At 58.6% G+C, this 20,547-nt stretch carries 18 protein-coding genes and 1 other annotated feature; of the genes, 8 read left to right on the plus strand and 10 right to left on the minus strand.

What is annotated here, in order from left to right:
• Nucleotides 1–58: 58 nt before the first annotated feature.
• The gene (locus tag CWM58_RS01130) at nucleotides 59–1,006 is read right to left on the minus strand and encodes a quinone oxidoreductase family protein (RefSeq protein WP_100680001.1); all 948 of its coding nucleotides are present in this window, start codon (nucleotides 1,004–1,006) and stop codon (nucleotides 59–61) included.
• Nucleotides 1,007–1,080: 74 nt separating this feature from the next.
• On the opposite strand from CWM58_RS01130, the gene CWM58_RS01135 reads away from it, so the two are divergent.
• Nucleotides 1,081–1,563, plus strand: a complete 483-nt coding sequence (locus CWM58_RS01135) for a MarR family winged helix-turn-helix transcriptional regulator (protein WP_100680002.1) — start codon at nucleotides 1,081–1,083, stop codon at nucleotides 1,561–1,563.
• A 3-nt stretch (nucleotides 1,564–1,566) separates the two neighbouring features.
• Here the strand turns inward: CWM58_RS01135 and trpA are convergent, their stop codons facing one another.
• Genes trpA through CWM58_RS01160 form a run of 5 tightly spaced genes read right to left on the minus strand, consistent with a single transcriptional unit; the run spans nucleotide 1,567 to nucleotide 8,098 of the window.
• Nucleotides 1,567–2,376: a tryptophan synthase subunit alpha gene (gene trpA, locus CWM58_RS01140; protein WP_100680003.1), complete on the minus strand. Its 810-nt coding sequence runs from the start codon at nucleotides 2,374–2,376 to the stop codon at nucleotides 1,567–1,569.
• Complete coding sequence (trpB, locus tag CWM58_RS01145) at nucleotides 2,376–3,569, minus strand: tryptophan synthase subunit beta (protein ID WP_012542059.1); 1,194 nt, start codon at nucleotides 3,567–3,569, stop codon at nucleotides 2,376–2,378. Before trpB ends, trpA begins: the two co-directional genes overlap by 1 nt.
• 9 nt (nucleotides 3,570–3,578) lie before the next feature.
• Nucleotides 3,579–4,937, minus strand: coding sequence for a bifunctional indole-3-glycerol-phosphate synthase TrpC/phosphoribosylanthranilate isomerase TrpF (trpCF, locus tag CWM58_RS01150; RefSeq protein ID WP_100680004.1), 1,359 nt, complete (start codon nucleotides 4,935–4,937; stop codon nucleotides 3,579–3,581).
• Nucleotides 4,938–4,940: 3 nt separating this feature from the next.
• Nucleotides 4,941–6,536, minus strand: coding sequence for a bifunctional anthranilate synthase glutamate amidotransferase component TrpG/anthranilate phosphoribosyltransferase TrpD (gene trpD, locus CWM58_RS01155; protein ID WP_100680005.1), 1,596 nt, complete (start codon nucleotides 6,534–6,536; stop codon nucleotides 4,941–4,943).
• On the minus strand, nucleotides 6,536–8,098 hold the full coding sequence (locus CWM58_RS01160) for an anthranilate synthase component 1 (RefSeq protein ID WP_100680006.1): 1,563 nt from the start codon (nucleotides 8,096–8,098) through the stop codon (nucleotides 6,536–6,538). The genes trpD and CWM58_RS01160 overlap by 1 nt, the downstream gene beginning before the upstream one ends.
• Before the next feature lie 33 nt (nucleotides 8,099–8,131).
• Nucleotides 8,132–8,227 (minus strand) — a sequence feature (Trp leader region).
• A 159-nt stretch (nucleotides 8,228–8,386) separates the two neighbouring features.
• Between CWM58_RS01160 and rnm the strand changes: the two genes are divergently transcribed.
• Together rnm and CWM58_RS01170 are read left to right on the plus strand one after the other, a co-directional pair.
• Nucleotides 8,387–9,250, plus strand: coding sequence for an RNase RNM (rnm, locus tag CWM58_RS01165; protein ID WP_061154911.1), 864 nt, complete (start codon nucleotides 8,387–8,389; stop codon nucleotides 9,248–9,250).
• Between the two features lie 16 nt (nucleotides 9,251–9,266).
• A complete protein-coding gene (locus CWM58_RS01170) occupies nucleotides 9,267–9,887 on the plus strand; it encodes an L-threonylcarbamoyladenylate synthase (RefSeq protein WP_008807778.1) in 621 nt (206 codons plus the stop codon).
• A gap of 21 nt (nucleotides 9,888–9,908) precedes the next feature.
• Here the strand turns inward: CWM58_RS01170 and CWM58_RS01175 are convergent, their stop codons facing one another.
• The gene (locus CWM58_RS01175) at nucleotides 9,909–10,817 is read right to left on the minus strand and encodes a DMT family transporter (protein WP_100680007.1); all 909 of its coding nucleotides are present in this window, start codon (nucleotides 10,815–10,817) and stop codon (nucleotides 9,909–9,911) included.
• Nucleotides 10,818–10,928: 111 nt separating this feature from the next.
• Between CWM58_RS01175 and gcvA the strand changes: the two genes are divergently transcribed.
• Nucleotides 10,929–11,870, plus strand: coding sequence for a transcriptional regulator GcvA (gene gcvA, locus CWM58_RS01180; RefSeq protein WP_227520701.1), 942 nt, complete (start codon nucleotides 10,929–10,931; stop codon nucleotides 11,868–11,870).
• Nucleotides 11,871–12,096: 226 nt separating this feature from the next.
• Nucleotides 12,097–12,999 (plus strand): 23S rRNA pseudouridine(2605) synthase RluB, encoded by a 903-nt coding sequence (rluB, locus tag CWM58_RS01185; protein WP_008807781.1) that lies wholly within the window; start codon nucleotides 12,097–12,099, stop codon nucleotides 12,997–12,999.
• Between the two features lie 60 nt (nucleotides 13,000–13,059).
• Here the strand turns inward: rluB and cobO are convergent, their stop codons facing one another.
• Nucleotides 13,060–13,650, minus strand: coding sequence for a cob(I)yrinic acid a,c-diamide adenosyltransferase (gene cobO, locus CWM58_RS01190; RefSeq protein ID WP_002901749.1), 591 nt, complete (start codon nucleotides 13,648–13,650; stop codon nucleotides 13,060–13,062).
• Nucleotides 13,647–14,408: a YciK family oxidoreductase gene (locus CWM58_RS01195; RefSeq protein WP_074386106.1), complete on the minus strand. Its 762-nt coding sequence runs from the start codon at nucleotides 14,406–14,408 to the stop codon at nucleotides 13,647–13,649. The genes cobO and CWM58_RS01195 overlap by 4 nt, the downstream gene beginning before the upstream one ends.
• 255 nt (nucleotides 14,409–14,663) lie before the next feature.
• On the opposite strand from CWM58_RS01195, the gene sohB reads away from it, so the two are divergent.
• Nucleotides 14,664–15,710: a protease SohB gene (gene sohB, locus CWM58_RS01205; protein WP_100680558.1), complete on the plus strand. Its 1,047-nt coding sequence runs from the start codon at nucleotides 14,664–14,666 to the stop codon at nucleotides 15,708–15,710.
• 47 nt (nucleotides 15,711–15,757) lie between these two features.
• On the opposite strand, the gene CWM58_RS01210 is transcribed toward sohB, so the two are convergent.
• Nucleotides 15,758–16,009 carry a YciN family protein gene (locus CWM58_RS01210; protein WP_002901761.1) on the minus strand — a complete coding sequence of 84 codons (252 nt, stop codon included), beginning with the start codon at nucleotides 16,007–16,009 and terminating at the stop codon, nucleotides 15,758–15,760.
• Between the two features lie 406 nt (nucleotides 16,010–16,415).
• Here CWM58_RS01210 and topA point away from each other — a divergent pair, with 406 nt between their 5' ends.
• Together topA and cysB are read left to right on the plus strand one after the other, a co-directional pair.
• Nucleotides 16,416–19,013: a type I DNA topoisomerase gene (gene topA / locus CWM58_RS01215; protein ID WP_008807785.1), complete on the plus strand. Its 2,598-nt coding sequence runs from the start codon at nucleotides 16,416–16,418 to the stop codon at nucleotides 19,011–19,013.
• A gap of 342 nt (nucleotides 19,014–19,355) precedes the next feature.
• A complete protein-coding gene (cysB, locus tag CWM58_RS01220) occupies nucleotides 19,356–20,330 on the plus strand; it encodes an HTH-type transcriptional regulator CysB (protein WP_008807786.1) in 975 nt (324 codons plus the stop codon).
• The last annotated feature ends 217 nt before the right edge of the window (nucleotides 20,331–20,547 follow it).

Consider the following 20,547-nt stretch of genomic DNA (forward strand, 5'->3'; position numbering starts at 1 on the left):
GAAAGATAATATTTCTCATTTAAGATATCAACCCCATCTTTTGTGCGGAAGCGATTTTTTATTCGAGTGTGAAAACCGTACGCTTCTGACTGTCGTCCTGCGGCCAGGCCGCCGCGATATCCTGCAGCGGCCGTGGGGTGGTGGCGATGGTCAATTGCCCCGGCACCGCCGCCTGCAGCATTTCACCGGTGGCCGCCAGCAGCTGCGGCATCGACAGGCTACCGATACCGCTGCCCATCAGCACGAGCGGTGCGGAACGCAGAACTGCGCCATTTAACGCGATATCGGCGCCAGTCAGGGACCCCACCTGCACATAGCGTACCGGTCTGCCGGCTGGGGTATATTTCGCCAGGGCCGGCAATAACAATTCCGCGCTGTGCCCCCACAGGTAATCGATGACCACGTCAATCTGCGCGGCGCTGGCCGCTGAAAATTGCCCGCTCAAGGTTTTATCATCAGCGGTTAACTGAATACACTCATCGGCGTCCAGCGCCGCCAGCGCCTGCGCATTACGCCCGGTTGCAATGATCTTTTTTGCCCCCAGATAGCGGGCAATCTGCACCGCCAGCTGACCGGCACTGCCGGTGGCGCCGTTAATCAGCACCGTTTCACCGGCCTGGATCTGGGCGCGTGTCACCAGCGATGCCCACGCGGACATGCCGGGATTGGCCATCGCCGCCGCGTTAACATCATCGAGCGCATCCGGCACCGGCAGGCAATTGTGCAGGGCAACCGGCACCCGCTGCGCCATACTGCCGAAGGGAGCGGTGGGGAAGGCGAAGTAGACGCGCTGGCCCTGAGGTGTGGTGCCGACGCCATCGATACCGGGTACAAAAGGCAGATTGCCGTCGAAGCTATAATGACGTCCGGATGCGCGGGCCTTAACCACATGGCTCATCGCGGCGGCGCGGACGTCAATGAGCGTGTGGCCGGCAGCGGGCTGCGGCTCGATAAAATCGCCCCAAACCGGGCCTTCTGCGAGGTCAAAAACCACGGCTGCTTTCATAAATTCTCTCCTGTCGGGAATTATGTGTAAAATACACATATTGTTTTGCAGCACTATACGCGGAAAATTAATACATGCAAGATGCACATAATGACTACGACATTACCGATTTTCACGGCGCGCTGCTGGATATCATCAGCGTGATGAACCAGCCGCTGCGCGACGAGCAGATCCTCCAGGCGGCCGGCGTCCAGCTGGAACAGATGCTGTTTCCGCTGCTGGTGGCGGTAGGGCGCCATGGCCCGGTGGGGGTTGTTGAGCTGGCGGATCATTTAGGGCGCGATTACACCACCGTCAGCCGCCAGGTAAAAAAACTGGAAGCCCAGGGGCTCGCCTGTAAGCAACCTAACCGTCATGACCGACGGATCAGCGAAGTGACGCTTAGCGCCAGTGGACAACGGATGATCGACAGTATTGCGGTAGCGCGGCGGCGGTTAATGAATCAGGTGCTGGCGCAGTGGCCGGAAGAGGAAGTGCAGGCGCTGTTTCGCTTAACGCGCAAATACGCCGACAGTTTGCAGAAAAAGACGCCGCCTGGCGCAATACCAGGCGGCTAACGGTCAGGCGGTTTTGGTCGCCGCCTTCAGGCTCTGGACGAAGGCTCTCAGTTCGTCGAGCATGATTTGCGGCTCCTCGAGGTGGCGTTCGATGATTTTGACGATGGCGGAACCGGAGATAGCCCCGGCGGCTCCGGCGTCAATGGCGGCGCTCACCTGCTCCGGCGCGGAGATGCCAAAGCCCTGCAGCGGCGGCGCGGCGTGATATTCCGCCAGCTTCTCCACCAGGTGGTGCAGCGGCAGCGCGGCGCGATTTTCCGCACCGGTCACCCCGGCACGCGACAGCAGATAGGTGTAGCCGCGGCCATAAGAGGCAATCTGGCGCAGTAAATCGTCATCCGCATTGGGCGGGCAGATGAAAATCGGCGCGATGTTATGGCGCATCGCCGCCTGGCGGAACGGGGCGGACTCTTCCACCGGCACGTCGGCCACCAGCACCGAGTCGACGCCGACGCGTTCGCACTGGGCATAGAACGCATCGATGCCCGGGCTGAAGACGAGGTTGGCATACATCAGCAGGCCGATTGGGATCGTCGGATGCTTCTGGCGGATCGCCGCCAGCATCTCAAAGCACTGCGCCGGGGTCACCCCGGCGGCGAAGGCGCGCAGGGCCGCGCCCTGGATGGTCGGGCCGTCCGCCAGCGGGTCGGAGAAGGGGATCCCCAGCTCCAGGGCATCGGCGCCGCCTTCGATCAGCGCATCGATAATTTTGAGCGACTGCTCCGGTCCCGGATCGCCAAGGGTGACAAAGGGAACGAAGGCGCCTTCCTGGCGATTTTTCAGTTGGGCAAACAGCGTCTCATAGCGTTCCATCAGATTTCCCCTCGCGCTTTCAGGATGTCATGTACGGTGAAAATGTCTTTGTCGCCGCGACCGGAGAGGTTAACCACCAGCAGCTGCTCTTTTTCCGGATTTTCGCGCATCATCTTCAGCGCGTGGGCCAGAGCGTGAGAGGACTCCAGCGCCGGGATGATCCCTTCGTGGCGCGAGAGCGCTTTAAACGCGTCCAGCGCTTCGTCGTCGGTGATCGACACATAGTCAGCGCGACCGGTGCTGTTCAGAAACGCGTGCTGCGGCCCAACGGACGGGAAGTCCAGCCCGGCGGAAATGGAGTAAGACTCTTCGATCTGGCCGTCGGCGGTCTGCATCATCGGCGACTTCATACCGAAGTAGATCCCCACGCGGCCATGCTTCAGCGGCGCGCCGTGCTCGCCGCTTTCGATACCGTGCCCGGCCGGTTCCACGCCGATCAGGCCGACGTTGGTTTCATCAATAAAGTCGGCAAACATGCCGATGGCGTTTGACCCACCGCCGACGCAGGCGATCACCGCGTCCGGCAGGCGTCCTTCTTTTTCGAGGATCTGCGCTTTGGTCTCTTCACCAATCATGCGCTGGAATTCACGTACAATGGTCGGGAATGGATGCGGACCGGCGGCGGTGCCCAGCATATAGTGCGCCTTCTCGTAGCTACCAGACCAGTCGCGCAGCGCCTCATTACAGGCATCTTTCAGCGTGGCGGAGCCGCTGTGCACCGGGATCACCTCGGCGCCCATCAGGCGCATACGGAAGACGTTCGGCGACTGGCGCTCGACGTCCTTGGCGCCCATGTAGATACGGCATTTCAGGCCGAGCAGGGCGCTGGCCAGCGCTGAGGCGACCCCGTGCTGACCGGCGCCGGTCTCGGCGATAATTTCGGTTTTGCCCATCCGTTTGGCCAGCAGGGCCTGGCCCAGCACCTGGTTGGTTTTGTGCGCGCCGCCGTGCAGCAGATCTTCGCGTTTCAGGTACAGGGTGGTGCGAGTACCTTCGGTCAGATTCCGGCATTTGGTCAGGGCCGTCGGACGTCCGGCGTAGTTTTTCAGCAGGTCAGTGAATTCCGCCTGAAAGGCCGGGTCCTTCTGCGCGCTGACAAAGGCTTCTTCCAGCTGGCGCAGGGCGGGCATCAGGATCTGCGGCACATACATGCCGCCGAATTCGCCGAAGTAGGGGTTCAGTAAAGTGCTCATTATTGCTCCTTAATATGCGCGCAGCGTCTGGAATACGGAGGCCAGTTTGCTGGCGTCTTTAATCCCGGGTTGCGACTCTACGCCTGAATTGAAATCGAGTCCGGCACAGCCGCTTTTGGCCGCTTCCACACAGTTATCGGCACCCAGGCCACCCGCCAGCATGACGTTGCGCAGATCCTGGCCCTGCAGCAGGCTCCAGTCAAAGCGCTGGCCGCTGCCGCCCTGGCCGTTGTCGAACAGGTACTTGTCAACATGGCGGAGCGTACGGGCCGGGAGGGTTTCGCCAACGCTCAGCGCTTTCCAGATGCGGACGTTGTCCGCGAGGGCGTCGCGCAGCGCGTCGATATAGACCTGGTCCTCATCACCGTGCAGCTGCACGGCGGTCAGCCCCAGAGCCTGCGCGCGGGCGACCACCTCGTCCAGCGGCGCATTGCGGAAGACGCCGACGTACTGCAGCGGCGCAGCGGCGATCACCGCTTTGGCCTGCGCGTCATTCACGACCCGCGGCGAGGTCGGGACGAAAATCAGGCCACCGTAGATGGCGCCAGACTCCCAGGCCACCTGGGCATCCTGCGGGCGCGTCAGGCCGCACACTTTGTTCTCGCCGAGCAGCACGCGTTTGACCGCTGCTTCCAGATCCGCCTGCTCCATCAGGGCGGAGCCGATCAGGAAACCGTTGGCGAAGTGGCTCAGCTCACGCACTTCGGCATAGGTATGGATGCCGGATTCGCTGATCACCGTGACATCCGGGCCGAGACGCGCCGCCAGCTGACGGGTGCGGTTAAGGTCAATTGACATATCGCGCAGGTCGCGGTTGTTAATGCCCACCACCTTCGCCTTCAGGGCGATGGCGCGCTCCAGCTCCTCTTCATTGCTGACTTCGGTCAGCACGCCCATATTCAGGCTGTGCGCGACCGCGGAGAGCTGGCGGTACTGCTCATCGTCGAGCACCGAGAGCATCAGCAGGCAGGCGTCGGCCTGATAGTAGCGCGCCAGGTAGATCTGGTAAGGGTCGATGGTGAAGTCCTTACACAGGATCGGCTGCGGCGCGACCTTGCTGACGATCGGCAGAAAATCGAAACTGCCCTGGAAATATTTCTCATCACACAGCACTGAGATCGCCGAGGCGTAGTGTTTGTAGATGCTGGCGATCGCCGCCGGATCGAAATCTTCGCGAATTAAACCCTTCGACGGCGAGGCCTTTTTGCACTCGAGAATGAACGCGGTGCGGGTGCCGGCCAGCGCGTCATAAAAATTGCGCTGCGTCGGGACCACTTCATTCTGAAAACTGGCTAACGGTTGTTGTTGTTTGCGGGCTTCTACCCAAATCGCTTTGTCGGCAACGATTTTTGCTAAAACGGTCTGCATTCTTTACCCTCTTGCCGCTAAGGCGGTCACTCTGTCATAGGCCGCGCCGCTGTGCAGCACATCCAGTACCTGCTGAGCGTTAGCTTTCAGATCTTCATGCCCGTGTAAACGCATCAACATGGCGACGTTGGCGGCGACGGCGGCTTCGTGAGCGGCTTCACCTTTACCTTGTAGCAAGCGCGTCAGAATGTCACGATTTTCTTCCGGCGTGCCGCCCGCCAGCTGCGCCTGATGGTAAGGCGTCAGGCCGAAGTCGTCAGCGGTCAGCTGATAGCTTTTGATTTCCCCGTTATGCAGTTCGGCGACCACCGTGGGCGCATGCAGCGAGACTTCATCCATCCCGCCGCTGTGCACCACCGCCGCGCGCTGATAGCCCAGCACGCGCAGGGTCTCGGCGATCGGCAGCACCAGTTCCGGGCTGTAGACGCCAATCAGCGCCAGCGGCGGATGCGCCGGGTTAATCAGCGGCCCCAGCACGTTAAACAGGGTACGGGTCTTCAGCTGCTGACGGACCGGCATCGCATGGCGGAAACCGGTGTGGTATTTCGGCGCGAACAGGAAACAAACCCCCAGCTCATCGAGCGCCGCGCGGGACTTATCGGCGTTCATATCGAGATTGATGCCGAAGGCCGCCAGCAGGTCAGAAGAGCCTGATTTACTGGAGACGCTGCGGTTACCGTGTTTCGCCACTTTCAATCCACAGGCCGCAGCGACAAAGGCGCTGGCGGTGGAGATATTGATGCTGTTGCTGCCGTCGCCACCGGTGCCGACGATGTCGGCAAACAGGTAGTCCGGGCGCGGGAACGGCGCGGCGTTTTCCAGCAGCGCGGTGGCGGCGCCGGCAATTTCCTGCGGCTGCTCGCCGCGCACTTTCATACTGACCAGCGCGGCGGCCAGTTGCTCAGGCTTCACTTCACCGCGCACGACGGCGGAGAACAGCTGGTGGCTCTCCTGCTGGCTCAGGGTTTCCGCCTGATAGAGCTTCTCAAGGATCGGCTGGAGGGTGTTAGTGTGCTCCAGCTTCTGCAGCGCCCAGGCCAGGGTCTGCTCCAGCAGCCGTGCGCCCTGAGTGGTAAGGATCGATTCCGGATGGAACTGGAAGCCGCACACCCGGTCCGCATCGTGACGCACCGCCATCACCATACCGTTGAAATTGGCGTTAATCGTCAGCCCGGCGGGAATATTGCTGCCAACCAGCGAGTGATAGCGTGCCACCGGTAGCGGGTTAGCCAGACCGGCAAACATGGCCTGGCCGTCGTGCTCAATGCTGGAAGCTTTGCCATGGAGGATCTCGCCCGCCTGGCCGACATAGCCGCCGTAGGCTTCAACAATGGCCTGATGACCGAGGCAGATGCCGATGATCGGCAGCTTGCCACGCATACGGGTCAGCAGTTCCGGCATGCAGCCAGCTTCGCTCGGCGTACCCGGGCCCGGGGAGAGCATCAGCACCGGGTTGGCCATGGTGCCCAGACGCTCAATCAGCGCCTGCGCCGGGACGGAGTTACGGTAAATCACCACGTTATGGCCATTGGCCCGCAGCTGGTCTGCCAGGTTATAGGTGAAAGAATCGATATTATCGAGCAGCAGAATGTCAGCCATCAGAAAATCTCCTTCGCGTGATGGGCCTGGGCAATGGCGCGCAGCACCGCGCGGGCTTTATTTCGGGTCTCATCCGCTTCCGACTGGGGAACCGAGTCGAGCACAATGCCGGCTCCGGCCTGGACGGTAGCGATACCCTCCTGCACATAGGCGGAACGGATGACGATGCAGGTGTCGAGGTCGCCGTGGGCGGTGAAATAGCCCACCGCGCCGCCGTAGCTGCCACGGCGTTTACCTTCGGCGGCGGCAATCAGCTGCATGGCGCGGACCTTCGGCGCGCCGCTGAGGGTGCCCATGTTCATGCAGGCGCGGTAGGCGTGCAGCACATCGAGATCCTGACGCAGTTCACCCACCACCCGGGAGACCAGATGCATCACGAAGGAGTAACGGTCAACCTTCGTTAAATCGGCGACATAGCGGCTGCCCGGGGTGCAGATGCGGGCCAGGTCATTACGCGCCAGGTCCACCAGCATCAGGTGTTCGGAAAGCTCTTTATGGTCGGTGCGCATTTCCAGTTCGATGCGGCTGTCAAGATCGCGATCCAGCGAGCCGTCGGCGCGGCGGCCGCGTGGCCGGGTGCCGGCGATCGGGTAGATCTCAATCTGACGGCTGACGGCATCATATTTCAGCGAACTCTCCGGCGAGGCGCCGAACAGGGTGAAATCGTTGTCCTGCATAAAGAACATGTACGGGCTGGGGTTGCTCTTCTTCAGCACATCATAAGCGGCCAGCGGCGACGGGCAGGGCAGCGAGAAGCGACGGGAAGGGACCACCTGGAAGATTTCCCCGGCGCGGATCGCGCGCTGCATTTTACGCACCACCGCACCGTACTCTTCATCGCTCTGGTCAACGTCGCACTGCATTTCGGTCACGGTGGTGACCGGCAGCGGCGCCGGCGGCTCGTTCAGCTGCTGACGCAGCTGGCTCAGGCGCTGCTCAAGGCGCTGTTTTTCACTCTCCAGCGGGGTGAACAGGCTGGCCTGAATGCGGGTATGCTTGGTCTGATGGTCGATGACCAGCAGAGTTTCTGCCAGATAGAAGCAGTAGTCCGGGCAGGCGGTGTCGCTCTGCAGCGGCGGAAGATCTTCAAAGCCGGCGACCAGGTCGTAGGCGAACAGGCCGCCGAAGAACATCGCTTCACGCTCGTTGGCCGGGACGGTCACCAGCTCCTGCAGGAGACGGAAGGCGTCAAACACCGACAGTGAGCAGAGACGGGCGTCTTCATCGAGCAGGGTGCTGACCGCGGGGAAGGTCAGGATGCGGCCGTTGGGCTGGCGCTGATTGGCGATCCCGGAGGGCAGCGCGCCGTCCAGCAGTTCCAGCAGCGCGGCGCCGTTAGCGGAAAGGGCCTGAATAGTGACAGTGTCACCAAGGGCGGTAATGCGCAGCGCGCTGTCGACCAGCAGCAGGCTTTTTAAGTCATCTTTGCTGTCGATGTCAGCGGATTCCAGCAGCAGCGTGGCCGGACGGGCGCCGCACAGTTGGTGGAATAACGCCGTCGGGTTCTCCCGGTAGATGGCGTCGCTGGTGAGAAGCTCGAGTGCCGGTTTGGATGTTTGCATTATTGTTCTCGCCTGTTCGTATTATTTTTGTCCAATAAAAAGCCCGCTCATTGGCGGGCCGGGTATCTGTATGCTGAATGCAAAACGCGATCACGCCGCCCGAAGTCAGGAGGTGCGCCACCAGCTGTGCAGAGTGATAACATACTTTTTCATCGTGATACCCCTTCATGTGAACTTGCGTACTAGTTAACTAGTTCAATGGAATAAAGTCAACCCTTGTTTGCAGATTTTCTCTGCCTGTCGGTATGATAATGCGCTTATTTACGTTGATGTCCAGCAGGAGTCCTTTTGAGCGACAGCCAATACGCAGTGATTTACGATCTGCACAGCCACACCACCGCCTCTGATGGGCGGTTGACTCCGCAGGAACTGGTCCATCGCGCCCATGAGATGCGCGTTGGCACCCTGGCGATCACCGACCATGACAGCGTGGCGGCGATCCCGGCCGCCCGGGAAGAGATCGCCCGCGCCGGATTACCCTTAACGCTGGTAAACGGCGTCGAGATTTCGACGCTCTGGGAGAATCACGAAATACATATCGTGGGTCTGAATATTGATATTGCGCACCCGACGATGACCGCGCTGCTGGAGGAGCAGAAAGCGCGACGCCAGCTGCGGGGACAAATGATCGCCGAACGCCTGGAGAAGGCGCGGATCCCTGGCGCCTGGGAAGCGGCGCTGCGGCTGGCGGACGGTGGCGCCGTCACCCGCGGCCATTTTGCCCGTTTTCTGGTGGAGGCCGGCCATGCGAAAAACATGGCGGAAGTCTTCAAAAAATACCTTGCCCGCGGGAAAACCGGTTACGTGCCGCCGCAGTGGTGTACAATAAAACAAGCGATTGATGTCATTCATCATTCTGGCGGCAAGGCGGTGATAGCCCATCCCGGGCGCTACGATCTCTCCGCCAAGTGGTTGAAGCGGCTGTTGGCCCACTTTAGCGAGCAGGGCGGTGATGCCATGGAAGTGGCCCAGTGTCAGCAGGCGCCCCATGAACGCGCCCAGCTGGCCACCCTGGCCGTGCAGTTTGGTCTTCTGGCGTCACAGGGATCCGATTTTCATCAGCCCTGTGCGTGGATCGAGCTTGGCCGTAAGCTCTGGCTTCCTGCCGGCGTGGAAGGCGTCTGGCACAGCTGGGAAGCGGCCGCCGAATAAAAATTGAGAGGGAAGTATGAGTCAGTTTTTTTATATCCATCCGGATAACCCGCAGGCGCGGTTGATTAACCAGGCGGTGGAGATTGTGCGTAAGGGCGGGGTGATCGTTTATCCTACCGACTCCGGCTACGCCCTGGGCTGCAAAATTGAAGACAAGGGCGCGATGGAGCGGATCTGCCGTATCCGTCAGTTGCCTGACGGCCACAACTTTACCCTGATGTGCCGCGATCTGTCCGAGCTGTCAACCTACGCTTTTGTAGACAACGTGGCGTTTCGTCTGATGAAAAACAACACGCCGGGCAACTACACCTTTATCCTCAAGGGGACCAAAGAAGTGCCGCGCCGGCTGCTGCAGGAGAAACGTAAAACCATCGGCATGCGCGTCCCGTCTAACCCCATTGCTCAGGCGTTGCTCGAGACTTTAGGCGAACCGATGCTGTCCACGTCGCTGATGCTGCCCGGCAGCGACTTTACTGAGTCCGACCCGGAAGAGATCAAAGATCGTCTGGAGAAAGTGGTGGACCTCATCATTCACGGCGGTTTCCTTGGGCAGCAGCCGACCACGGTTATCGACCTGACGGAAGATACCCCGGTGGTGCTGCGCGAAGGCGTCGGCGACGTGAAGCCTTTCCTCTGATCGTCCTCGTCGGGCGGTGGTTCATACTCCGCCCGACACCCCGCGTTTCCTTCCTGACGGGACGACAATCAACCACAGCGCCAGACCGATCAGCAGTGCGCCGAGAATCAGCCCTTTTTGTATGGCCTCTCCGAGGCACAGATAGCCCCACAGCGCCGCAAAAGGTGGGATCAAAAAGGTCACCGACAGCGAACGCAGCGGTCCAATATCAGCAATCAGGCGAAAATAGAGAATATACCCTGCTGCCGTACAGACCACGCCTAGCATGACTATCGCTATCCACGGCAGGCTCTGTCGCCAGTCTATGACCGGACCATACCAGCCTGACCAGAGAAAGAAAGGCAACAGAAACAGCGTGGCGCCGACCTGGCTGCCCAACGCAACGCGCTCAGCCTCAAGGCCGCCCCGCTGCTGGATCCAGCGGCGGGTCAGAAAGCCGGCCAGACCGTAACAAGCGGTCGCGATCAGGCAGGCCCCGATCCCTGGCAGCAGGAGGGCGGCGCTGAGGCTGGAGGTTGGGCGCGCAATGACTGCCACGCCAATGGCGCCCAGTAACGCGCCGCCGCCTTTGCGCAGGGTTAACGGTTCTGCAAAGCATAACGCGCCGATAAGCATTCCCATCATCGGCGCCGTGGCGTTGAGCGTGGCGGAGTACCCTGCCGGCAGCCACTGTGCGGCAAGGCAGTACATCAGAAAAGGAAGGCCTGAATTAATGACCCCCAGCTTCAGAGTGGATATGAATTTTCCCTGATACCCGCTCCATTTATCCTGCACGCCGAGTAACAGCCCGAGCGCGATAGCGGCGAACAGTACGCGAAGAAAAGCGCTGTTCATCGCCCCGAAGGCCGGGGTGGTGATGCGCATAAACAAAAAGCTGGCGCCCCAGAGAGCGGCGAGTAGCAACAGGCGGCCATAGTCGATAACACGCATGATTGACTCCTTGTAGTCACGAAGGAAGTCAACTGTAGAACTCACGTGCAGCGTCCGACAAACGCGCTATGCTTACATGATTAAGTTATTCTTAACTGAGATGCCATGTTGATGAAACTTCCACCGCTGAATGCGCTGCGCTGCTTTGAAGCGGCGGCACGGCTGCTCAGTCTGAAGCAGGCCGCCAGTGAGCTTTGCGTTACGCCCAGCGCCGTCAGCCAGCAAATTGCCCGCCTCGAGGAAGCGCTAAATACCCCGCTTTTTATTCGCACTCCCCGACAGTTACAGTTAACGGAGGTGGGGGAGATCTATCTGCGGGCCGTTCAGCCCGCGTTTCTCCAGATAGCCGCCGCCACCCAGCGCCTGCAGGTGCCCGCGGGGCCAGAAAAGGTGACGCTCAGCTGTACCAGCGGCTTCGCCATTCAGTGGCTGCTGCCGCGGCTGGCTGATTTTGAACGACGTTATCCAAAGATTGAGATCCAGATCGGTACCACCAACCGGCGAGTAGATTTGCTGAGTGAAGGGATCGATTTTGCCGTGCGTCATGGTGTCGGCGGCTGGCCGGAACTGCAGGCTTACCGCCTGCTGGATGACGACCTTATCCCGGTCTGCAGTCCGCAACTGATTGCTCCGCGCCGGTCCCTCGCCGGTGCGGGCGATCTGCTGCAGTATCCGCTGCTGCACGATGAGCATCGTGAAGACTGGGCGCTGTGGTGTGAGGCCGTGGGGCTGGAGCCGGACCGCGCGCGCCGCGGTCCGGTGTTCACTGATTCCAACGGCGTGACGGAGGCGGCGTTCGCTGGTATGGGGATGGCATTACTGCGACGTTCATTCATAGCGCCTGCGCTGACGCAGGGGCGGCTGGTTAATCCTCTGGCGCAGCCCATCGCCTGTCCGCTGGCCTATCATCTGGTTTACCACGTGACCGCGCTGCTGGCGCCTGCCAACCGCTGTTTTCGAGACTGGCTGTTGGCTATGGCAGAGAAGGGGCGTAACGAGGAAACCCCTCTTTCTGGCAAAGACGGACAAGTGCGAGAATGCCCAGGAGAATAAGGAAAATCTGTTCCATACTCAAGGCGCGGTGCGGCGAACAGAAGCTTTCCCGATGAAGTTAGTGTAGTATGTTCGGCCACGAATACGGGCTCGCGGTGAATGTGCTGAACGCGCCGACGAGGCTTTACGTTAAAAGTATATACGTAACAATGAGTTGTCTGTTCTGGCCTCATTGTTTCATAAAGCATACCAGACGCCTGGGAAGGCGACACCTTAAGGAAGCTCAATGAGCGAGAAACTGCAAAAAGTACTGGCCCGCGCCGGCCACGGCTCCCGCCGTGAAATTGAAGCGAAAATCGAAGCTGGCCGCGTCAGCGTCGACGGAAAAATCGCCACCCTCGGCGATCGTGTGGAAATCGTCCCCGGTTTAAAAATTCGTATCGATGGTCATCTGATCTCGGTGAAAGAGTCTGCTGAGCAGATCTGTCGCGTGCTGGCTTACTATAAGCCGGAAGGCGAGCTGTGCACCCGTAACGATCCGGAAGGGCGCCCGACGGTGTTTGATCGTCTGCCAAAACTGCGCGGCGCGCGCTGGATTGCCGTTGGCCGTCTGGACGTGAACACCTGCGGTCTGCTGCTGTTCACCACCGATGGCGAACTGGCAAACCGCCTGATGCATCCGAGCCGTGAAGTCGAGCGTGAGTACGCCGTTCGCGTTTTCGGCCAGGTGGATGATGATAAGCTGCGTCAGCTGTCTCGCGGCGTGCAATTAGAAGATGGCCCGGCAGCATTTAAAACCATCAAATTCACCGGCGGTGAAGGGATTAACCAGTGGTACAACGTCACCCTGACCGAAGGGCGTAACCGCGAAGTGCGTCGCCTTTGGGAAGCGGTCGGCGTGCAGGTCAGCCGTCTGATCCGCGTGCGCTATGGCGATATTCTGCTGCCGAAAGGCCTGCCGCGTGGCGGCTATACCGAACTCGACCTAGCGCAGACCAACTACCTGCGCGAGCTGGTGGAGCTGACGCCGGAAACCAGTTCTAAAGTTGCCGTCGAGAAAGACCGTCGCCGGATGAAAGCCAATCAGATCCGGCGGGCGGTGAAGCGTCACAGCCAGACCAGCGCTAACCCGCGCCAGGGTAACAACAGCAACCGTCGTTCCAGTACTCGCAATAAGACCAACGGTTAATGTTGTGCGTTCCGGTGGTTTGCCGCCGGAACGCGTACTGCCTTTCGCCGTATCAGGCCCTCAGTAGTCAATTCCCATCTGCGCTTTAATCCCGGCATCAAACGCATGCTTGACCGGACGCAGTTCGCTGACGGTATCCGCCAGTTCAATAATATCGCGATGGCAGCCGCGGCCGGTAATGATCACCGACTGATGGGCAGGACGCTCACGCAGGGCGCTCAGCACCGACTCCAGCGGCAGGTAATCGTACGCCACCATGTAAGTCAGCTCATCCAGCAACACCAGATCGAGCTGGTCGTCAGCAAGCATACGGCGGGCATGCTCCCAGACCGCCAGACAGGCGGCGGTGTCGCTGTCGCGATCCTGGGTGTTCCAGGTGAAGCCTGTCGCCATCACCTGAAATTCGACGCCGTGGGGTTCCAGCAGGTTACGCTCACCGTTAGGCCAGGTCCCCTTGATAAACTGGATCACGCCGACTTTTTTGCCGTGGCCGACGGCGCGGGTCGCGGTGCCAAAGGCGGCGGTGGTTTTGCCTTTGCCGTTGCCGGTAAAGACCATCACAATGCCGCGTTCGTCCTGGGCTGCCGCCACCCGGGCGTCAACTTTATCTTTCAGCCGCTGCTGGCGTTCGCGGTAGCGTTCATCACTCATTGGGCAATTCCTGGCTTACGGCCCGGTTGGGCGTCAAAGGTCATTCCCGTCTTGCGGCGACTGTCGTCACCCATCAGCCACAGATAGACGGGCATAATGTCAGCGGGGGTCTTCAGTTTTAGCGGATCTTCCGTCGGGAAGGCGCTGGCGCGCATCCCGGTGCGGGTGCCGCCGGGGTTGATGCAGTTCACCCGCAGATGGCGGCTTTGGTACTCGTCGGCCAGCACCTGCATCATCCCTTCGGTGGCGAATTTGGAGACCGCATAGGCGCCCCAGTTGGCGCGACCCTGACGGCCAACGCTGGACGAGGTGAAGACCAGCGAGCCCGCATCCGAACGGAGTAATAAAGGAAGAAGCGCCTGGGTCAACATAAAGGTGCCATTGACGTTCACCTGCATCACCTGCTGCCAGACCTCCGGCTTCTGCTCGTCCATAGGGCAGATGTCGCCGAGCAGGCCGGCGTTGTGCAGCACGCCGTCAAGACGGGGATAGTGCATACTTATCTGCTGCGCCAGCTGCTGGCACTCCTGTGGTGTGCAGGTTAGCAGGTCGAGAGTAAACCAGCGGGCGGGAAGGCCGCCCTCGCGTTCAATCTCCTGGGCGACGGCGCGCAATTTTTCGTCGTTGCGGCCAAGCAGGATCACGCTGGCGCTGTAGCGTGCGTAGGTCAGGGCCGCTTCACGACCAATCCCGTCGCTGGCGCCGGTGACCAGGATGATGCGATCTTTCAGCAAGTGGCGTTGCGGTTGATAATGCACGGCGACTCCTTGGGCGATCGGTTCCCGATCGCGCTTCATCTTTGGTATCTCACTTTTGCGCTGTTATGCCTGAAAGCGCTCGCCATTGCAATCGGCGAAGCGGAAAGTATTCAGAAAATTAATATCTTGCAACGATTTCAACCTCGCTGAAAAAAAACGGAATCCGCTGCGCACAAGACACAAAGCACAAAGACTTCTCGCCAGGGGCTGATGTACACTGTGCAGCAACGTCAGTGCTTTACACAAGGTGAAAACGTGGAATTACTTGCTCAGTACGGCTTATTTTTAGCCAAGATCGCGACGGTTGTCGTCGCTATCGCGGTGATTGCCGCTATTATCGTCAACCTGGCCCAGCGCAAGAAGCAACGCGGCGAGCTGCGGGTGACCAATCTTAGCGAGCATTATAAAGAGATGAAGGAATCACTGGCGGTGGCGCTGCTGGACGGGCCGCAGCAGAAGCAGTGGCATAAGACGCAGAAAAAAAAGCAAAAACAAGAGGCGAAGGCCGCGAAAGCGCGGGCGAAGCTGGGTAACGTGGAGCCAGAAGGCAAGCCGCGCGCCTGGGTGCTGGATTTCAAAGGCAGCATGGATGCCCATGAGGTCAACAGCCTGCGGGAAGAGATCACGGCGGTACTGGCGGCGGCGAAAGCGCGTGACCAGGTGGTGATTCGTCTGGAAAGCCCCGGCGGGGTGGTGCACGGTTACGGGCTGGCAGCCTCTCAGCTGCAGCGGTTGCGTGACAAACAGATCCCGCTGACGGTGGCGGTTGACAAAGTGGCGGCCAGCGGCGGCTATATGATGGCTTGCGTGGCGAACAAAATTGTGTCGGCACCGTTTGCGATCCTTGGCTCCATTGGCGTGGTGGCGCAGATCCCTAACCTCCATCGCTTCCTGAAGAACAAAGATATTGATATCGAACTGCACACCGCTGGTCAGTACAAGCGAACCCTCACTATGCTGGGTGAAAATACCGAAGAAGGGCGGCGCAAGTTCCGTGAGGATCTCAATGAGACGCACCATCTGTTCAAGGATTTCGTCCATCGGATGCGTCCGGGACTTGATATTGAGCAGGTAGCTACCGGCGAGCACTGGTACGGGGTGCAGGCGCTGGAAAAAGGGCTGGTGGATGCGGTTGAAACCAGCGATGAGCTGTTGCTGGGGCTCATGGAGAGCCACGAGGTGATCGGGGTGCGTTATCAACAGCGTAAGAAAATGCTCGACCGCTTCACCGGTAGCGCCGCGGAGAGCGCCGATCGACTTCTGCTGCGCTGGTGGCAGCGCGGTCAGAAACCGCTGATGTAAACAACATAACGCGAGGCCAGGGCCTCGCGTTATCGTTTCCACTGGCCTTAATCGACCAGGTGATACTTGTCCGACAGCTCGTGGGCGAGGTACTTAAACATGTTAAATACCGCCGTACTCTTCGGCGTCGGTAAACCTTGCTCGTCAAGATAAAACTCACCGCTAAACACCAGGACATTGTTGCGCTGAACGACGTCGGTGGCTTCGATACCGGCTAACGTATCCTCATGTTCGCGAATAAGTTTGTTGGCTTTTTCGAGCAGCGTCTGGCGATCGATAGGTTGGGTTGTACCTTGCATAACGGACTCCTCTTTTTCTCCGCGCGTAGTTTACGCCGCGCCGCGGCGTGGGGCAAATTTTCCATGGTCAAAACAAGGGTAATCGTAACCAGTGGAGAAACAGCCGTTTACTGGCGGGATTCGCTTTTGCATGCTAATAAAGTTGCGTAACGAATTTTATCAGGTACAGTGTGACGCTTTCGGCGATCTGGCAACAGATTTGCTTGACATTCGGCCAAAAATTCTTCGTGCTATGTCACCTGACGAAAAAAAGTCAGCAAACTCAAACGCCTGGTTTTACGGAGATGAAACGGGTGTTCAGGGTTGATATTCACCGACGGTGCCGCAACATATGAGGCAGTCGCCAGTGGAGGGTGTATGAATGTGCGATGTATTCCTGGATGAATCAAATTAGGTAAAGGTGAATATGGGTAAAGCTCTCGTTATCGTTGAGTCCCCGGCAAAAGCCAAAACGATCAATAAGTATCTGGGTAATGACTACGTGGTGAAATCCAGCGTCGGTCATATCCGCGATTTGCCGACCAGTGGATCAGCTTCCAAAAAGAGCACCGACTCTACCGCCACCAAAGGGGCTAAAAAGCCTAAAAAGGACGAACGTGGTGCTCTGGTTAACCGCATGGGCGTGGACCCATGGCATGACTGGAATGCGCACTATGAAGTACTTCCGGGTAAAGAAAAGGTAGTTTCAGAACTCAAACAGTTGGCAGAAAAAGCTGACCACATCTATCTCGCAACCGACCTTGACCGCGAAGGGGAAGCCATTGCCTGGCACCTGCGGGAAGTGATCGGTGGCGATGAACAGCGTTACAGCCGCGTGGTGTTCAATGAGATCACCAAAAACGCTATTCGTCAGGCCTTTGAAAAGCCGGGCGAACTGAATATCGATCGGGTTAACGCCCAGCAGGCGCGCCGCTTTATGGACCGCGTGGTGGGCTATATGGTCTCGCCGCTGCTGTGGAAGAAAATTGCCCGTGGTCTTTCTGCCGGGCGCGTGCAGTCCGTTGCGGTCCGCCTGGTGGTGGAACGTGAGCGTGAAATCAAAGCCTTCGTCCCGGAAGAGTACTGGGAAGTTGATGCCAGCACCACCACGCCGGGCGGCGACGCGCTGCCTCTGCAGGTGACCCATAAAGACGATAAGCCGTTCCGTCCGGTCAGCCGTGATGAGACCATGGCGGCGGTATCGCTGCTGGAAAAAGCCAGCTACAGCGTGCTGGAGCGAGAAGACAAGCCGACCAGCAGCAAGCCGGGCGCGCCGTTCATCACCTCCACGCTGCAGCAGGCGGCCAGCACCCGTCTCGGCTTCGGCGTGAAAAAGACCATGATGATGGCTCAACGTCTCTATGAGGCGGGGCACATCACCTATATGCGTACCGACTCCACCAACCTGAGTCAGGACGCGCTGAACATGGTTCGCGGTTATATCAGCGACAACTTTGGCAAAAAATATCTGCCGGAGAGCGCTAACCAGTACGCCAGCAAAGAAAACTCGCAGGAAGCGCACGAAGCGATTCGTCCTTCTGATGTGAGCGTGCTGGCGGAAACGCTGAAAGATATGGAAGCCGATGCGCAGAAGCTCTATCAGCTGATCTGGCGCCAGTTTGTCGCCTGTCAGATGACGCCGGCGCAATACGATTCCACCACGCTGACCGTGGCGGCGGGCGATTTCAAACTGAAAGCGCGCGGTCGTACCTTACGTTTCGACGGCTGGACCAAAGTGATGCCGGCGCTGCGCAAGGGCGATGAAGACCGGACGTTGCCGGTGGTCAAACAGGGCGACCGCCTGAGCCTGGTGGAGCTGACGCCTGCGCAGCACTTTACCAAGCCGCCGGCGCGCTTCAGCGAAGCTTCGCTGGTCAAAGAGCTGGAAAAACGCGGTATCGGCCGTCCTTCCACCTACGCTTCGATCATCTCGACCATTCAGGATCGCGGCTACGTGCGGGTGGAAAACCGTCGTTTCTACGCGGAGAAAATGGGCGAAATCGTCACCGATCGGCTGGAAGAAAACTTCCGCGATCTGATGAACTACGACTTCACCGCGCAGATGGAAGATCGTCTCGACCAGGTGGCCAACCACCAGGCCGAGTGGAAAGAGGTGCTGAACCACTTCTTCGGCGATTTTACCACTCAGCTGGAGACCGCGGAGAAAGATCCGGAAGAGGGCGGCATGCAGCCGAACCCGATGGTGCTTACCAGCATCGACTGCCCGACCTGTGGACGTAAAATGGGGATCCGTACTGCCAGTACCGGCGTTTTCCTCGGCTGTTCGGGCTATGCCCTGCCGCCGAAAGAGCGTTGCAAAACCACCATCAACCTGGTGCCGGAAAACGAAGTCCTCAACGTGCTGGAAGGCGATGACGCGGAAACCAACGCGCTGCGTGCCAAACGTCGCTGTCAGAAGTGCGGGACCGCAATGGACAGCTACCTTATCGATCCTAAGCGTAAACTGCACGTGTGTGGTAATAACCCGACCTGTGACGGCTATGAGATTGAAGAGGGCGAGTTCCGCATCAAGGGCTATGACGGTCCGGTAGTGGAGTGCGAGAAGTGCGGTTCTGAAATGCACTTGAAAATGGGGCGTTTCGGCAAGTACATGGCCTGTACCAACGACGAGTGTAAAAACACGCGTAAGATCCTGCGCAATGGCGAAGTGGCTCCGCCGAAGGAAGATCCGGTGCCGCTGCCGGAGCTGCCGTGCGAGAAGTCTGACGCATACTTCGTGTTGCGCGACGGGGCGGCGGGTGTCTTCCTGGCGGCCAACACCTTCCCGAAATCACGGGAAACGCGTGCGCCGCTGGTGGAAGAGCTGTACCGCTTCCGCGATCGTCTGCCGGAAAAACTGCGCTATCTCGCCGATGCGCCGCAGCAGGATCCGGAAGGTAATAAAACGCTGGTGCGCTTTAGCCGTAAAACGAAACAGCAGTACGTGGCTTCCGAAAAAGAGGGCAAAGCGACCGGCTGGTCAGCCTTCTTTATCGACGGTAAATGGACTGAAGCCAAGAAGTAATTGTGCATGACCAGGCAGGAAAAGCGCGCTTTTCCTGCTCTAACGACCGGCAGAAGCAGTGGATGCTTCTGCCGCATCGTTTCCCCTTCTGGATCGGCTTTTCTTCCCCTTATAACCACCTATATTATTTTTCGTTAGTATCTATACACTGTTGATATAAATGATATAGTGGTTATAGTTAATCCCTTTTTTATTATTAAAACGTCTTATACATCATCGCTTTCAGGATGCGTTGCGGCGCCACTATGGCCAACTGCCGGGAGGCCGGGCCTCACGGTCGACAAGTTGCCTGAACGTAAAGTGTATTAAGCGGCTTCATTTTACGCGCAAACGGATATCAGCATGAAACTACAACAGCTTCGCTACATCGTTGAGGTGGTGAACCATAACCTGAATGTTTCATCCACCGCCGAAGGGCTTTATACCTCCCAGCCGGGCATCAGTAAGCAGGTCCGCATGCTGGAAGATGAGCTGGGCATCCAGATCTTTGCCCGCAGCGGCAAACATTTAACCCAGGTGACGCCTGCCGGGCAGGAGATCATCCGTATCGCCCGCGAGGTGTTGTCGAAAGTCGATGCGATCAAATCTGTCGCCGGGGAGCATACCTGGCCTGATAAAGGGTCGTTATATGTGGCGACGACCCATACTCAAGCGCGCTATGCGTTACCGGGAGTGATCAAGGGCTTTATTGAACGCTACCCGCGCGTGTCGCTGCATATGCATCAGGGCTCGCCAACCCAGATTGCAGAAGCCGTATCGAAAGGCAATGCCGACTTCGCCATCGCCACCGAGGCGCTGCATCTGTATGACGATCTGGTGATGTTGCCATGCTATCACTGGAACCGGTCGATTGTGGTGACGCCTGAGCATCCTCTGGCCGCGAAGGGCTCGGTTTCCATTGAAGAGCTGGCGCAGTACCCGCTGGTGACCTATACCTTTGGCTTTACCGGTCGTTCGGAACTGGATACTGCGTTTAACCGTGCGGGCCTGACGCCGCGCATTGTCTTTACCGCCACTGACGCCGACGTCATCAAAACCTATGTTCGTCTGGGCCTTGGGGTAGGGGTGATTGCCAGCATGGCGGTCGATCCGGTCTCTGACCCTGATCTGGTGAAGCTGGATGCGAACGGTATATTCAGCCACAGCACCACCAAAATTGGTTTCCGCCGTAGCACCTTCTTACGAAGCTACATGTATGATTTTATTCAACGTTTTGCACCCCATCTGACCCGGGATGTCGTGGATACTGCGGTGGCTTTGCGGTCAAATGAAGATATAGAAGCGATGTTTAAAGATATAAAACTTCCGGAAAAATAACCCTTAAAAAAACAATGGCATTCCCTGTGGGGAGTGCCATTGACTATCATGGTCCCAATTTAACATCTTAAACCTCGAACCAATCACAAAATTAATAATTTCTGGCAACACGTTTGTCATTATGCCCGCCGCGATCAAATAACCGGTTAAATATATTCCATCAGGCCTAAATTCACTGGATTAATCTTTTATCCATAATTAAGATTTATCTGTACCT

The organism is Klebsiella sp. H-Nf2, from assembly GCF_002806645.1.
Classification (GTDB): domain Bacteria; phylum Pseudomonadota; class Gammaproteobacteria; order Enterobacterales; family Enterobacteriaceae; genus Klebsiella; species Klebsiella variicola.

Coding starts and splice junctions, on each gene's coding strand:
- rluB (WP_008807781.1), top strand. CDS start 12,097: ATGAGCGAGAAACTGCAAAAAGTACTGGCCCGCGCCGGCCACGGCTCC.
- CWM58_RS01170 (WP_008807778.1), top strand. CDS start 9,267: ATGAGTCAGTTTTTTTATATCCATCCGGATAACCCGCAGGCGCGGTTG.
- cysB (WP_008807786.1), top strand. CDS start 19,356: ATGAAACTACAACAGCTTCGCTACATCGTTGAGGTGGTGAACCATAAC.
- cobO (WP_002901749.1), bottom strand. CDS start 13,650: ATGAGTGATGAACGCTACCGCGAACGCCAGCAGCGGCTGAAAGATAAA.
- CWM58_RS01175 (WP_100680007.1), bottom strand. CDS start 10,817: ATGCGTGTTATCGACTATGGCCGCCTGTTGCTACTCGCCGCTCTCTGG.
- topA (WP_008807785.1), top strand. CDS start 16,416: ATGGGTAAAGCTCTCGTTATCGTTGAGTCCCCGGCAAAAGCCAAAACG.
- trpD (WP_100680005.1), bottom strand. CDS start 6,536: ATGGCTGACATTCTGCTGCTCGATAATATCGATTCTTTCACCTATAAC.
- CWM58_RS01210 (WP_002901761.1), bottom strand. CDS start 16,009: ATGCAAGGTACAACCCAACCTATCGATCGCCAGACGCTGCTCGAAAAA.
- CWM58_RS01160 (WP_100680006.1), bottom strand. CDS start 8,098: ATGCAAACATCCAAACCGGCACTCGAGCTTCTCACCAGCGACGCCATC.
- CWM58_RS01135 (WP_100680002.1), top strand. CDS start 1,081: ATGCAAGATGCACATAATGACTACGACATTACCGATTTTCACGGCGCG.
- CWM58_RS01130 (WP_100680001.1), bottom strand. CDS start 1,006: ATGAAAGCAGCCGTGGTTTTTGACCTCGCAGAAGGCCCGGTTTGGGGC.
- trpA (WP_100680003.1), bottom strand. CDS start 2,376: ATGGAACGCTATGAGACGCTGTTTGCCCAACTGAAAAATCGCCAGGAA.
- trpB (WP_012542059.1), bottom strand. CDS start 3,569: ATGAGCACTTTACTGAACCCCTACTTCGGCGAATTCGGCGGCATGTAT.
- trpCF (WP_100680004.1), bottom strand. CDS start 4,937: ATGCAGACCGTTTTAGCAAAAATCGTTGCCGACAAAGCGATTTGGGTA.
- gcvA (WP_227520701.1), top strand. CDS start 10,929: ATGAAACTTCCACCGCTGAATGCGCTGCGCTGCTTTGAAGCGGCGGCA.